Source organism: Dietzia sp. B32, assembly GCF_024732245.1.
Taxonomy (GTDB): Bacteria; Actinomycetota; Actinomycetes; order Mycobacteriales; family Mycobacteriaceae; genus Dietzia.
In genome coordinates this window covers 1281578-1294544 of sequence record NZ_CP093845.1, presented here as the reverse complement: position 1 = coordinate 1294544, position 12967 = coordinate 1281578, and the positions used below count along the sequence as shown (strand labels likewise).

Annotated in this window: 13 protein-coding genes; 6 read left to right on the top strand and 7 right to left on the bottom strand. The window is 71.6% G+C overall.

Annotated features, from left to right (window positions below; all coding sequences use genetic code 11):
- Positions 1–93: 93 nt before the first annotated feature.
- From L8M95_RS06210 to L8M95_RS06200, 3 genes are all read right to left on the bottom strand, one after another.
- Positions 94–858, bottom strand: coding sequence for a maleylpyruvate isomerase family mycothiol-dependent enzyme (locus tag L8M95_RS06210; RefSeq protein WP_260488625.1), 765 nt, complete (start codon positions 856–858; stop codon positions 94–96).
- Positions 855–1487 carry a TetR/AcrR family transcriptional regulator gene (locus L8M95_RS06205; RefSeq protein WP_260488624.1) on the bottom strand — a complete coding sequence of 211 codons (633 nt, stop codon included), beginning with the start codon at positions 1485–1487 and terminating at the stop codon, positions 855–857. Before L8M95_RS06205 ends, L8M95_RS06210 begins: the two co-directional genes overlap by 4 nt.
- 148 nt (positions 1488–1635) lie before the next feature.
- Complete coding sequence (locus L8M95_RS06200) at positions 1636–2298, bottom strand: TetR/AcrR family transcriptional regulator (RefSeq protein ID WP_260488623.1); 663 nt, start codon at positions 2296–2298, stop codon at positions 1636–1638.
- Between the two features lie 56 nt (positions 2299–2354).
- Here L8M95_RS06200 and L8M95_RS06195 point away from each other — a divergent pair, with 56 nt between their 5' ends.
- A complete protein-coding gene (locus tag L8M95_RS06195; protein ID WP_260488622.1) occupies positions 2355–3635 on the top strand; it encodes a cytochrome P450 in 1281 nt (426 codons plus the stop codon).
- Between the two features lie 24 nt (positions 3636–3659).
- On the opposite strand, the gene arfB is transcribed toward L8M95_RS06195, so the two are convergent.
- Entirely contained in the window at positions 3660–4100 is a 441-nt protein-coding gene (gene arfB / locus L8M95_RS06190) for an alternative ribosome rescue aminoacyl-tRNA hydrolase ArfB (protein WP_260488621.1), read from the bottom strand.
- A gap of 38 nt (positions 4101–4138) precedes the next feature.
- Entirely contained in the window at positions 4139–4753 is a 615-nt protein-coding gene (locus L8M95_RS06185; RefSeq protein WP_260488620.1) for a 1-acyl-sn-glycerol-3-phosphate acyltransferase, read from the bottom strand.
- A 213-nt stretch (positions 4754–4966) separates the two neighbouring features.
- Here L8M95_RS06185 and L8M95_RS06180 point away from each other — a divergent pair, with 213 nt between their 5' ends.
- The gene (locus L8M95_RS06180; protein WP_260488619.1) at positions 4967–6526 is read left to right on the top strand and encodes a DUF4389 domain-containing protein; all 1560 of its coding nucleotides are present in this window, start codon (positions 4967–4969) and stop codon (positions 6524–6526) included.
- 27 nt (positions 6527–6553) lie between these two features.
- On the opposite strand, the gene L8M95_RS06175 is transcribed toward L8M95_RS06180, so the two are convergent.
- Complete coding sequence (locus tag L8M95_RS06175) at positions 6554–7228, bottom strand: TetR/AcrR family transcriptional regulator (protein WP_260488618.1); 675 nt, start codon at positions 7226–7228, stop codon at positions 6554–6556.
- 79 nt (positions 7229–7307) lie between these two features.
- On the opposite strand from L8M95_RS06175, the gene L8M95_RS06170 reads away from it, so the two are divergent.
- From L8M95_RS06170 to L8M95_RS06155, 4 genes are read left to right on the top strand one after another with little or no spacing between them, the layout of a single operon-like run.
- Positions 7308–7784, top strand: a complete 477-nt coding sequence (locus L8M95_RS06170; RefSeq protein WP_256820360.1) for a nuclear transport factor 2 family protein — start codon at positions 7308–7310, stop codon at positions 7782–7784.
- A 19-nt stretch (positions 7785–7803) separates the two neighbouring features.
- A complete protein-coding gene (locus L8M95_RS06165) occupies positions 7804–8532 on the top strand; it encodes a sulfite exporter TauE/SafE family protein (protein ID WP_260488617.1) in 729 nt (242 codons plus the stop codon).
- Positions 8533–8572: 40 nt separating this feature from the next.
- On the top strand, positions 8573–9412 hold the full coding sequence (locus tag L8M95_RS06160) for an SDR family NAD(P)-dependent oxidoreductase (RefSeq protein ID WP_256820358.1): 840 nt from the start codon (positions 8573–8575) through the stop codon (positions 9410–9412).
- A gap of 57 nt (positions 9413–9469) precedes the next feature.
- Positions 9470–10903 carry an amidase gene (locus L8M95_RS06155; protein ID WP_260488616.1) on the top strand — a complete coding sequence of 478 codons (1434 nt, stop codon included), beginning with the start codon at positions 9470–9472 and terminating at the stop codon, positions 10901–10903.
- Positions 10904–11192: 289 nt separating this feature from the next.
- Here the strand turns inward: L8M95_RS06155 and L8M95_RS06150 are convergent, their stop codons facing one another.
- Positions 11193–12794: an ABC transporter substrate-binding protein gene (locus tag L8M95_RS06150; protein WP_260488615.1), complete on the bottom strand. Its 1602-nt coding sequence runs from the start codon at positions 12792–12794 to the stop codon at positions 11193–11195.
- Between the last annotated feature and the right edge of the window lie 173 nt (positions 12795–12967).

Below are 12967 nucleotides of genomic sequence, written 5' to 3'. Positions count from 1 at the left end.
TCGGCGAGCAGTTCCACGTCGAGGCCGTCGGTCGGATTCGGATGGGGCGTGATCATCTCGCCATCTCCGTCCATCGGTCCGGGCGGATCCGAATCAGAACGGGACCTGGGTCCGCAGGAGTCCGTCGGCCGACGTGCGGCCGCTGAGCGCGCGGCAGAACTCGAACGCATCCATGACGATGCGCTCGCCCGCGCCGTCGCCACGTTGCCACCGTCCGCCGGCTGGGCCCGTGAGTTCGAGGTCGTAGGGCGAGTCGTGGCGGCCGGCCCATTCGGCCACCACGTCGTCGACGATCACTCCCTCGTGGTCCGCGGTCGCGGTCATGGGCAGTCCTGTCGCGGTGGCGATGTCGACGCGGTGCATGAAGGGATCGCGGGTGAGGATCACGTCGAACAGGTAGCCCATCGACCACCATTCGCCGTTGTCCTCCATGACCTGCCTGCGCACCAGGCCCGGCGCCCGCCGACGGTGCCGCACGGCCTTCGGGGCCAGGCGGCGGACCTGTCGGATCAGATCGTCCGTGCTCAGTTCGTCGTTCTCCGCGACCTGCAGTGCGGTCAGCGCGTCGATCGCGAGGAGGCCCTCCCGCTTGGCGCGCCGAGCGGAGACGACCTGTTGGCGCAGCATCTCCGGCCAGCTCGCGAGCATCTGGATCATGCCCAGCATGTGCCCGGCCATCGCCCGCACATCCCACTCGGTGCAGTCGGTCCGGGCACGCCATTGCTCGGGACTCAGCGCGTCGAGGGTGGCGGCGACCCGGTCGTACTCGGTCGCGGCGAGTCGTTCTGCGACGTCCCGCTCGAGCCGCGGTAGGCGGGGGGCCCGCTTCGAGCTGTGTCGCCCGGTCGTGGTGGTCATGGCTGCTGTCCTTCCGGTGGGGAGGTGGCGACGCCGAACGGGATGCCGACGTCGTGGAGGTACATGTCGATGGCCCGGTCGAACAACCGAGCCCAGCGGTCGCCCCCGGGGTCGTTGGCGAGCTGTGCGTCGGCCAGTCCCAGCACCACGGCGACGTAGAGGTCGATGTCCTCGTCCGCGGTGATGCCCAGGCGGGCGAAGCGTTCGCGGAGCCCCTCGAGCACGCGGACGGACGGTGCGTAGGCCTCGGGGCTGGGCTCGAAGCCCGGGATGGTGCGCTGGTTCAACAGCTGGAAGCGGGCAGGGTCGGCCAGGCAGTAGTCGAAGTAGGCGCGGGCGTAGCGACGCACCCACTCGCGCGCGTCCGCCGGGCTCTGCGCGTCCACCTCACGCATGCGGTCCCAGACCTCGTCCCAGGCCTGGGCGAACATCGCGTCGTAGATGGCGTTCTTGGAGGCCACGTGGGAGTACAGCGACGGTGCCTTCATCCCGACGCGGGCCGCCACGTCGCGCAGGGTGAGCTGGGACAAGCCCTGCTCACGGGCCACCTGCCAGGCGGCGTCGATGATCTCGCGGCGCGTTGCCTCACGGCGTTCGGCGACCCTATCGCGTTTCGGCTTACCTAACATGCTTAGGAGTGTGCGCCGATTCGGTTCCGTCGTCGAGAGAGGTTCGGCCGCTATTCGGTTGCAACCCGGACACGCACGACCGCCCTGGGGTGCGACCCGGTCACGGCCGACAGTTCGACGCCTCAGGGCGTGCGCTGCGCAACCGTGGTCAGGGAGCGGGCCGCGCGAGCCCTCGCCCGAACCCGTCGATCAGGTCGGCCACGTATGTCCCGTGCGCGGGACCGACCCCGGGGGGATCGCTGGCCCGCGCCGCGAGCTCGGCGGTGAGCATCACGATGAACTGCCGGACCCGGTGGCGGGCCAGGTCCGGGCCGCACGCCGCCGTCGCGGCCGCGACCAGCATCTCCAGCTGGTCCTGCAGTGCGGTGTCCGCGACAGGTCCGGTGCTGACCGTCCGGCCCACCTCTGCGAGCGCTCCCAGCTGGCCGATCACCCGGAGCGTCCAGCGGCCCTCGTCGTCGTCCAGCAGGTCCGCCAACGGGGACACCACGGCCCGGACGATCTCGGCGAGGTCGGGCGGCGACGACGCCCACGTGTGCAGGTCCGCGCGTCGCTCCGCCTCCATCCGCGCCACGCCGCGGTGCAGCACCTCGCCGAGCAGTCCCGCGCGGCCGCCGAAGTGGTAATTGATCGCCGAGTCGTTGCCCTGGCCGGCATCGGCCACGATGTCGCGGACCCGAGCCGTCCGCCAGCCGTCCGAGGCGAAGCGGCGCAGCCCGGCGAGGTAGAGCGCGTCCCGGGTGGCGGTGGCGCGTGGGGTAGTGGAACGCGGTGAGGTGGCGGATCCTCGGGTGGCGGTGGAGCGGGGCACGTCCCGAGTCTAGATCGACCCTTCCCATTGTTTAACAGTCAGTGTTAAATGGCGCCATGACCCCGCGCGCCATGACACAGCCCGCCATGATGCAGCAGCCGGCGACGGCCCCCACGTTCGACCCGTTCGACCCCGCGCACCTCGCCGATCCGTACCCCGGCTACCGTCTGCTGCGCGAGACCGACCCCGTGCACTTCCACCCCGGGGACGGAACCGCCGCCCAGCCCGACTTCTGGGCGCTGTCGCGCTACGCCGACGTCGATGCCGCCGTGTGCGACCCCGCGACCTTCTCCTCCGCGAGCGGCCTGACCTTCTACCGCGACGAGATCGAGAAACTGGGCCTCGCGCCGACGATCGTCATGATGGACCCGCCCGAGCACTCCGGGAAACGGCGGCTGCTGGCCAAGGCGTTCTCCCCGAAGCGCGTCGCCGCGACCGAACCGCGGATCCGCGAGTTCGTCCGGGGGCGGCTGGCGGAGATGGCCCAGAGGTACGACGACGACGAGGTGGTCGATCTCCACCGCGACTTCAGCGCGCAGATCCCGACATTCGTGCTGGCCCACCTGTTCGACCTGCCGGCAGCGGACCGCCCGCTGTTCGGCCCGTGGGTCAGCGCGCTGACGACCCTGCAGGAGGAGGGATTCCGCCCGGCTGGTCTCGAGGGCGGGGCGGTGGACGCGGTGGCGGAGATGTTCGGCTACTTCGGTGAGCTCATCGCCGAGCGACGGGCCCGCCCGGGCGACGACCTCATCTCCGCACTGACGCTGGCCGAGATCGAGGGCGAGCGGCTGGACGACTGGGACATCCTCGGCTTCTGCTTTGTCATCGTCGCCGGCGGCAACGACACCACCGGCAACCTCATCTCGCACACAGTCGCGCTGCTCGACTCCCATCCGCGGCAGCGGGAGATGCTCGCGGCCGACCCCGGGTTGATCCCCGGGGCGCTCTCGGAGTGCCTGCGCTTCGAGTCGAGCGTGCAGGCGCTCGCGCGGACGACCACCCGCGAGGTGGCCGTCGGCGGGACGACGATCCCGGCGGGGGAGAAGGTGATGATGCTCTACGGCTCGGCCAATCGCGACGAGCGCGAGTTCGGTCCCACCGCCGAGCAACTCGACATCACCCGCGAGATCGCCGGGCACCTGGGGTTCGCCCGCGGCCCGCACTTCTGCATCGGTTCGCACTTCGCTCGCCTCCAGGCCCGGATCGCGGTGGAGGAGCTCTACGTCGCGCACCCGACGGTGGGGGTCGACCGGGGCTCGGCGGTGCGAGCGCTCTCGCCGTTCACCCGCGGGTTCGTCTCGCTCCCCGCGACGGGGCTGGCCGGGCCGCAGCGCTGACTCGTTCCTGCGTTCCGGCTCGTGTCAGTCGAGGCCGGGGCGTCTGCGGTTGCGCTTGACCTCGGCCCGGCGGCGTTCATGCTGGACACGCCGCCGCTGCGAACCGCGGGTGGGTCGGGTCGGACGCCTGGCGACCGGCGGCGCCACCGCTTCGCGTAACAACTCCTCGAGGCGCTGCCGAGCCGCCGCGCGGTTGCGGCGCTGCGACCGGTGCTCCTCGGCGCTCACGGTGAGCACCGTGCCGGACAGCCTCGGGGCGAGAGCGCGCAGTACCCGTTCACGCTGGACCTCGTCCAACGCCGTCGTGGTGCCCAGGTCGATGCTCAGCTGCACCCGCGAGTCGGCCGTGTTGACGTGCTGGCCGCCGGGCCCGGACGAGCGCGAGAACCGCTCGATCAGTTCCGCCGCCGGCACCATGAGGCCACGGGGCGCGCCGGGCCCCGGGGTCACGCGCAGGCCGTCCACGTCACCAGTGTCGCGCACGGACGGGCGCGAGCGGAATCTCAGGAGTCGAACTGCTCCTGCGGCAGCCCGGCGTCCGGGGTCGCCGTCCGACTCTCGTCCACCAGGCGCGGCTCCACCCGCTTGTCGGGATGGAACCCGGCCTTGTCCGAGTAGAAGGCCCGGATCCGGTCCATGTCCGCCGCCACGTCACCGGTCAGGTCGATCGTCGGGCCCAGCCCGGTCGTCATCGTGGTGCGGTCCACGTAACCCAACGTCACCGGCAGGCCCGTCTCCCGGGCGATCCTGTAGAAACCCGATTTCCAGTGCGTGTGGCCGCTGCGGGTGCCATCCGGGGTGACGACCAGGCCGAACGTCTCTCCCGCGTCGACCTGCCGGACCATGTCCTCGACGACCCGGGCAGGGTTCGCCCGATCGACGGGGACCCCTCCGAGTGCCCGCATGATCGGCCCGCGCCACCCGGTGAAGAGGCTGGACTTGCCCAGCCAGTGGATATCGAGGCCCAGTCGCCAGGCGATGCCGAGCATCAACACGAAGTCCCAGTTGGACGTGTGGGGTGCGCCCAGCAGCACCGTCGGTCGATCCGGAGCCGGCCGGGTCGACAGTTCCCAACGACTGAAGAACCAGTAGAGGCGGGAGACGAGTCGGCGGATCACCCCGCCACCCTAGGGCAGTTCCCGGCCCGGGGTCGGTGACGGACCCCGGCGGCGAGTGGTGCAGGTCGGGGAACCTCGTGGGGTGGGTGAGGCGACGTCGGCAAAACGAGACCCAATCGGTACCGCCGTACTCGCTAAATAACTATATAGTTATTTCTCAGCGGCTCCGCCGATCCCGGTGCGGGCTGTGATGCCTACATCCGAGGAATCACAATGGGTGCTCCGCAACCCTCTCCGTCCGACCGCTACTCGACCCCCGGCACGGCGACCCCGGCCCCATCGGAACGGGGGACCCGTCCACTCAACTGGGTCATGCTCGTCGTGGGCGTGCTGCTCACCTCGCTCGGCCTGGCGCTGAGCGCAGCGGGCATTTTCCTCACCGCCGCCGAGAACTCACAACGGGACGGGCGGTACGCCTACACCGATACCGAGGAGTTCCGATCGGTCGGCAACGCGATCGTGACCGCTCCGTTCACCGTGGACCTCGGGGAGGGTGAGGGCACCCTGGGGTCGATCGACGCCGAGGACGTGATCAGCGTCCAGGTCCGCGCGACCCCCGTGATCCCGGGCCAGCGGGTGTTCCTGGGGATCGCGTCCGTCGAGGACGTCGACCGATACCTCCGCGACGTACCGCACGCGGTGTTCGGGGCGGACCCCTGGGCCGAGGGCTACGGGGTCGACACCTCGGGTTGGTCGACCAGCTCGACTCTGTCCGACGACCTCGACGAGATCCCCGGTACGCGGGTGCCCGGACCTCCGGCCGAGGAGGGGTTCTGGGAGCACTCCACCATCGGTTCAACGCAGCAGACGCTCACCGTGACCCCGGAGTCCGGAACCTGGGTGATCGTGGTGATGAACGGCGAGGGCAGTCGTCCGGTATGGGTGGACGTGCAGGCCGGAGCGCACACCGAGCTCTTCGGACTGGCCAATCCCGGCACACTCATCGCCGGTCTCGTCGCCCTCGCGCTGGGAATCTCACTGATCCTGTTCGGCGCGGCCGGACTGGGGCGCGACGTGGACCGCCGTGACCCGGCCGGGGGTACGGCGGGCGCTGTCACAGGCCCTGACCCGCTGCGGCTGACCGGGCACCTGGACCCGGGCGTCTCCCGCGGGCTGTGGCTGATCAAGTGGCTGCTGGCCATCCCGCATTACCTCGTCCTGGCGATCCTCGGCTTCGCGACGGTCGTCGTCGCCGTGGCCGCGGGCCTGACGATCCTGTTCACCGGCCGTTACCCACGCTCGTGGTTCTCCTTCACCGAGGGGGCGATGCGCTGGCACTGGCGGGTCGGCTTCTACGCCTACGCCGCCCTCGGTACCGACCGCTACCCGCCGTTCGCGCTCGGTCGGGCCGACTATCCCGCCGACCTGGAGATCGTCTACCCCGAGCACCTGTCGCGGGGACTGGTGCTGGTCAAGTGGTGGCTGCTGGTCATCCCGCACCTGCTGATCGTCGGGATCATCACCGGCGGCGGTTCGGTGGCCGCCAACGCCTCGACCGACACCGGCGGGGTCAGCGCAGGCTTCACCCTGCTGGGACTGCTGGTCCTCATCGCCGCGATCGGCCTGCTGTTCACCGGGCGCTACCCGCCGGGGCTGTTCGCGCTGAACGTCGGCCTCAACCGCTGGGTCTACCGGGTCGCCTCGTACGTCCTGCTCCTGCGCGACGAGTACCCGCCGTTCCGCCTCGACCAGGGGCCGACCGAGCCCGTGCCCGCGGCCCCGGAGCAGTCCGGACCGGCCGCCTGGGATCAGCCCGGCCCGGCAAACGCCTGACACGGGGTCCCCGGGCCGGCGTCCGGGCTACCGGTCGGATCCGGCCGCGCCGGTGACGACGCGGGCCAGCAGGTCCGCGAGGCGTTCGTCGATGCCGTCGCGGTCGGCCTCGGGGATGTCGAGCGCGTCCAGCAGTGCCCCCCGCAGCACGGGCCAGCCGTACACGGCGGTGAAGACCAGCAGCAGCTCGACATCACCGGCGGGAGGGGGAGAGGTCATGCGGCGCAGGGCGGCGGCCGGCCGCTGCGAGGGATCGACCATCGGCGGGAACGCCGCCTCCCGGTCCAGGGCCAGCCACGCGAGCAGTCGGCTGATCTCCGGGTGCGACGAGGCGCCGAGAAGCATCCCGCGGACGGCCTCGCCCGCGTCGTCGAGATTCTCCAGGCGGGCGGCGCCGTAGCGCACGGCGTCCTGCATCACCTCGGTGAGCAGCGCGTCCTTGCGGCCAATGTGGCGGTGGATCAGACCGAGATTGACCTGCGCCGCATCGGCGATATCGCGCAGCGGGACGTTCGGACCGCGCTCGGACAGCAACCGGCGGGCCTCCCGCATGACGGCCGAGCGGACCTCGTCGCGGCCGGTCGGGCGTGTGGGGGACGGGCTGCCCTCGTTGTCGTCGTCGCGGTTGTCGTCGTCGCGGCGGTTGTCGTCGCCGTTCCGGGCGCCCGACGCGCCTCCGACGGCATTCTTCCCGGTTTCCATTCCCGAACTGTACACAATTGACTACAGTCTCTGCTGTGCGCGCGACACGCGCGCCCCGACCCCTTCCGAAAGGCCCGCGATGAGCACTCCCGACCGCCGCGACGACATCGACGCCATCAAATCACTCAAGTACCGCTACCTGCGCTGCGTCGACCTGCGGCTGTGGGACGAGCTCGCCCAGACGCTGGCGCCCGACGTCACCGCGTCCTACGGCAAGCGGCTGTCCTACACCGGTCGCGACGAGGTGGTCACAGGGTTGCAGGGCCAGATGACCGACGACGTCATCACCGAACACCAGGCCCACCACCCGGAGATCGAGGTCGACGGTGACACCGCCACGGGCCGCTGGTACCTGCAGGACCGGGTGATCGTGCCCGCCTTCGACACGATGATCTTCGGCAGCGCGTTCTACTCCGACAACTACGCGCGCATCGACGGCCGCTGGATGATCACGAAGACCGGTTACAAGCGCACCTACGAGGCGATGATCAACCTCAAGGACGTGCCCAGCTTCCAGCTCAACGACAACCACCTCGCACCCGCCGACGCGACGTGACGGCACGAGCAGGTGACGTGTGGGCCTGATCGTCATCGCGGCGCTGTGCGTCGCGGCCGCCTCGGTGATCGGCGGGGCCACCGGCTTCGGAACCGCGCTCATCGCCACCCCGCTCATGCTCACGGCGGGGATCGGATTGCCGGAGACCGTGGCTGTCAACCTGGTGGTCGCGCTGGTCACACGGGTCGGCGTCACCGTGCAGTTGCGCCGACACATCACCTGGCGACGCGTAGCGGTCCTCGGCGCGGCCAGCGTGCCGGGGGCGTGGCTGGGCGTACGGACACTGGGCCTGCTGCCCGAGCAGCACCTCCAGCCGGCCGCCGGCGCCATCACCGTCCTGTGCGGCCTCGCGATGGCGCTGCCCACCACCCACCACGCCCGCCCGCCCTCGGCGCTCGTCACGGCCACGGTCGGGGCGATCGGCGGCTACCTGTCCACCACCACCTCGCTCAACGGGCCGCCCGTCGTACTCCTGCTCGGCAGGGCCAGACTCCCGCCCCTGGCGTTCATCGCCGACCTCGCGGGCTACTTCGTCGTCACCAGCGTCGTCGCGCTGACGCTGCTGTGGACCGGAACCGGCATCGACCTGCCGGGCCTGGCACCACTTCTCCTGGTGTGCACCGTCGCCGGGGTGTCGGCCAACCAGCTGGGGATCGCCATCGCTCGACGCCTGCCCACCCACGTGTTCCGCTCGGCCGTGATCGCCCTCGTGGTGGTCGCCGGCCTGCTCACCATCGTCACGGCGTGATCACCGCTCGCCGACATCCAGATCAACCACGGAGGACCCCATGACCGAGAACCCCACCCAGACCACGCCCGCGGCGGGCGCCCAGCCGGGCACCACCGCCCAGCCGGGAGCCGACCGCGACAACCGGCTGGCCGGGAAGGTCGCGATCGTCACGGGCGGAGGCCAGGGCGTCGGCCGCGGCATCTCGCTCGGCCTCGCCGAATCCGGCGCGGCGGTCCTGCTGGTCGGACGCAAGATGCACAAGCTCGAGCGCGTCGCCGAGGAGATCCGCTCCGCCGGCGGCACCGCCGAGTGTCTGGCCGCCGACATCGTCACCGACGGCGCGCCGGAACAGATCATCGCCACGGCCGTAGAGCGCCTCGGCGGTGTGGACATCCTCGTCAACAATGCCAACATGGCCATGCCGCTGCCGCTGTCGGACTACCCCGACGACGACTTCCGCAAGGCCTTCGAGGGCGGCCCCCGCGTCTCCCTGACCCTGATGAAGCTCGCCCGCCCCGAGATGGCCAAGCGCGGGGGCGGCACCGTCATCAACCTCGTCACCTCCGCGGCCGTTCGCTGGGACGCCGCCAACTACGGCATCTACTCCGCGGTCAAGGAGGCCGTCCGCGCCCTCACCCGCGCCGCCGCCTACGAGTGGGCCGCCGAGGGAATCCGCGCGCTCAACGTGGCCCCGCACGCACACAGCCCCGGACTCGACTGGTGGATGGAGAACAACCCGGAGGAGGCCGCCGAGTTCGTCGCAGGCATCCCCGCCGGCCGGGTGGGCGACCCCCTCGCCGACATCGGCCGGCCCGTCGCCTGGCTGTGCTCGGCGGAGGCCTCGTACCTGAGCGGTGCGACCATCCCGTTGGACGGCGGCCAGTCCCGCTGGGGCTGACCTCGTCGTCGTCCTCGTCGTCGTCCCACCATCCCCGCGCCCACGAAAGGCCACCCCGTGACCGACACCCCCACCCCGACCCGCGACGCGCTCGCCCTGGCCGGCGACATCCGCGCCGGCGCCACGAGCGCCGCCGAGGTGCTGGAGGAGGCCATCACCCGCATCGAGCGCCTCGACCCGGAGCTCAACGCCATGGTCGCGACACGTTTCGACGCCGCGCGCGCCGAGGTGGAGGCGGGGCTTCCCGACGGCCCGCTGCGGGGGGTGCCGATCGTCATCAAGGCACTCGGCACCGATGTGGCCGGGCTGCCCGCCGCCGACGGTTCCCGGCTGCTCGCCGACGTCGTCGCGGACGTGGACAGCACCGTCGTGCAGCGCTACAAGGCGGCCGGGATGGTGGTGCTCGGCACGACGAACGTGCCCGAGATGGGCAAGTCCACCACCACCGAGTCGCTGCTGCACGGCCCGTGCCGCAACCCGTGGGACACGGGGTACTCCACCGGCGGGTCGAGCGGCGGGTCGGCGGCGGCGGTCGCCTCGGGCATGGTGCCGGTCGCGCACGGCACCGATGGCGGCGGCTCCATCCGCATCCCCGCCGCGATGTGCGGACTGGTCGGCCTCAAACCCAGCCGCGGACGCGTCCCCACGTGGCCGCACCCCGACGCACTGGCCTCGCCGTTGTCCTACCACCACGCCCTGACCACCACCGTCCGCGACAGCGCCGCGCTGCTCGACGCCGTGGCCGGCCACCGCCCGGGCGACGCCTACGGTGCGCCCACGCCGCCGCGGCCGTTCCTCGACGAGGTCGGCGCCGACCCGGGTCGTCTCCGGGTGGGGATGCTGCGGGTCGCGCCCGGGCCGTTCCCCACCGACGCCGCGTGCACCGCCGTCGTCGACCACACCGCCGGGCTGCTCACCGGGCTCGGCCACGAGGTGCGGGAGGTCGAGCTGGGCGTCGACGTGCTGGAGGCGATGTCCGCCGTCGGTGTCATCATGGGCGCCCAGCTGCGGGCGACCGTCGACGCGCGCCTCGCCGCGCTGGGAAGGGACCTCGACGACGACGACATCGAGCCCTGGACGCGGGTGATCCTCGACAACGCCATGACCCACTCCGCACCTGACGTGGCCCGGGCGCTGCAGACCGCCCACCGGACCGGCTGGCGCGTGGCCGAGCTGTTCGGGCCCGGCGGCGTGGACGTGCTGATGCTGCCGACCCTGCCCTCCACCACCCCGGAGCTGGGCTACCTGGACGTCACCGACCCGGGCTCGATGTGGACGCGGTCGTCGGCGTACTCGGCGTGCACGGGCATGTTCAACCTGTCGGGCCAGCCGGCGATCTCCCTGCCGCTCGGCGCCGACGAGCGGGGATTGCCGGTGGGCGTGCAGCTGGTCGCCGACTACGCCCGCGAGGACCTGCTGCTGCGGTTGTCGGGGCAGCTCGAGGCGGCCGCGCCGTGGGCCACGTTGGCGCCGGGGTACGACGGGTGGTGACGCGGGGCGGGCCCTAGCTGGGCGCCGATCGCTGCGCGCCGACCCGGGCTGGACGCCGATCCGGCTGGACGCCGATCGCTGGCCGCCGATCCGGGCTGGCCGCCGATCCGCCCTTCGGATTTCGATCCGCCCCGCGGGGCCCGGCCGCGCATCGAATTCGGAGGGGCGGATTTCTGGGGGGGCGGGGCGGGGCGGGGCGGAGCGCAGAAGCCGACGGCCCCGGATCCCGTGGAGATGTCTCCGGGATCCGGGGCCGTCGGCGTTCGAGAGGCGCGCCCCGCCCGCGCGGTCACTCCTGGACGAACGCCCCGTCGAAGAACATCGTGGAGTACAGGCTGGGCGAGACACCCTTGACGGAGTCGTCGACCACCACGTACTCCTGCGCGTTGGCCAGCACCGCGAACGGCACGACCCGGTTGTAGACCTCCTGCAGGTCGGTCGCCGCCGCCTTCTGCGCCTCGAGGTCTCCGGCGGCCTTGAACGCGGCCACGGCCTCGGTGAGCTCGGGGTCGTCGACGCCCGGGATGTTGAGTGAGCCACCGGGGGTCATGGCGCTGGCGAAGGTGGAGGCCGGGTCGGCGTCCGAGGGGGACAGTCCGCCGATGACGGCCTCATAGTCGCCGGTGAACTGCCGGGCGACGACCTGGGCGACGGGCTGGCTCTGGATGGTGACGTCGAAGCCGGCCGCATCGAGCAGTGCCTTGACGGCCACGCCGGACTCCATGTTCTCCGGGCTGTCCGCCACGAGCAGGGTGAGCTCGCCGTTCCAGTCGGGTCGGTCGGCCTTGACCTCGTCGATGAGGGCGGTCGCCTGCTCGACGTCGAACTCGGGGCCCTGCTGCCCGTCGTAGAAGCGCGAGGACTCCGCGATGATGGCGGAGGTGGGCTGGCCGAGACCGCCGGTCAGGCGCTGATCGATGAGCTCCCGGTCGAGTGCCATGGCGAACGCCTGACGGGCCCGCTCGTCGGTGAGGACGCCGTCGTAGCCCGCGTTACCGGCGTTGAGGTTGACGATGGAGCCGGCGCTGGTGATGGTCTCGAAGCCCCGCTCGCCGGCGTCCTGGGCGGCGGTGACGGTCTTGGCGCCACGCAGGAACCCCACCTGGACCTCGCCGGTCTGGAACGCCTCGTAGGTACCCTGCGAGCCGGGGATGCGGATGAACTCCAGGGTGGGGCAGACGGGCCCGCCGTAGTAGTCCGGGTTGGGCTCCAGTACGAGCTCCTGGTCCGGGATGTACTCGGATACCGTGAACGCGCCGGCGCCGATCGGGTTGCGCGACCACTCCTTGGGGCCGGCGGCCTCGTAGGCCTTCTTCGGGATGACCTCCCCCGCCGTCCCTGCAAGCAGGATCGGGAATCCGGCCCACGGCTCGGCCAACGTGAACTCCACGGTCAGCGGGTTCACGACGCGGGTCGACTCGACCTGCTGCGCGTCGGTCATCGCGTTGGAGACGGTCTTCGGGTTCTTGTGCAGGTCGATCGTGAACGCCACGTCCTCGGCGGTGAGCGGATCCCCGTTGGAGAAGGTGACGCCCTCGCGGAGCGTCAGGGTCCACACGGTGTTGTCCTCGGCGGACTCCAGGGACTCGGCCAGCTTGGGCTCGAACTCCGCGGCCTCGGGGTTCCACCGCATGAGACGGTCGTAGACGGCGGCGGACTCGGTGGCCCCGCGGACGCCGAACTGGCCCTGGCCGGGCGCGAAGGACGGGAGCATGGCGTACTCACCCATGGTGATGGTGCCTCCGGCCCGGTCGGCTGTGCAGCGCTCGGATTGGTCCGGCGCGGTGGCGCCGGAGGCCGATGCGGTGGGATCGGCTCCGCCGCCTCCACAGGCGGTGAGGGCGAGGGTGGTCGCGGCGAGGACGGCCAGGGCGCTGGTGGCGCGGGTCATCTTTTCTCCTGGTGGTGAGGGGCGGCGGGCCGATCGGCCCGCCGTGCGTCGGTGTCGTCGGCAGAGAGGTGCCCCGGGCTCTCACCGGTGGGCGGGAGCCCGGGGCACGTCGTGGTGGTGCGGGGGCGGCCCGTCGGGGCCGCGGGCGTTCGAGAGGCGAGCGGAGGAATCAC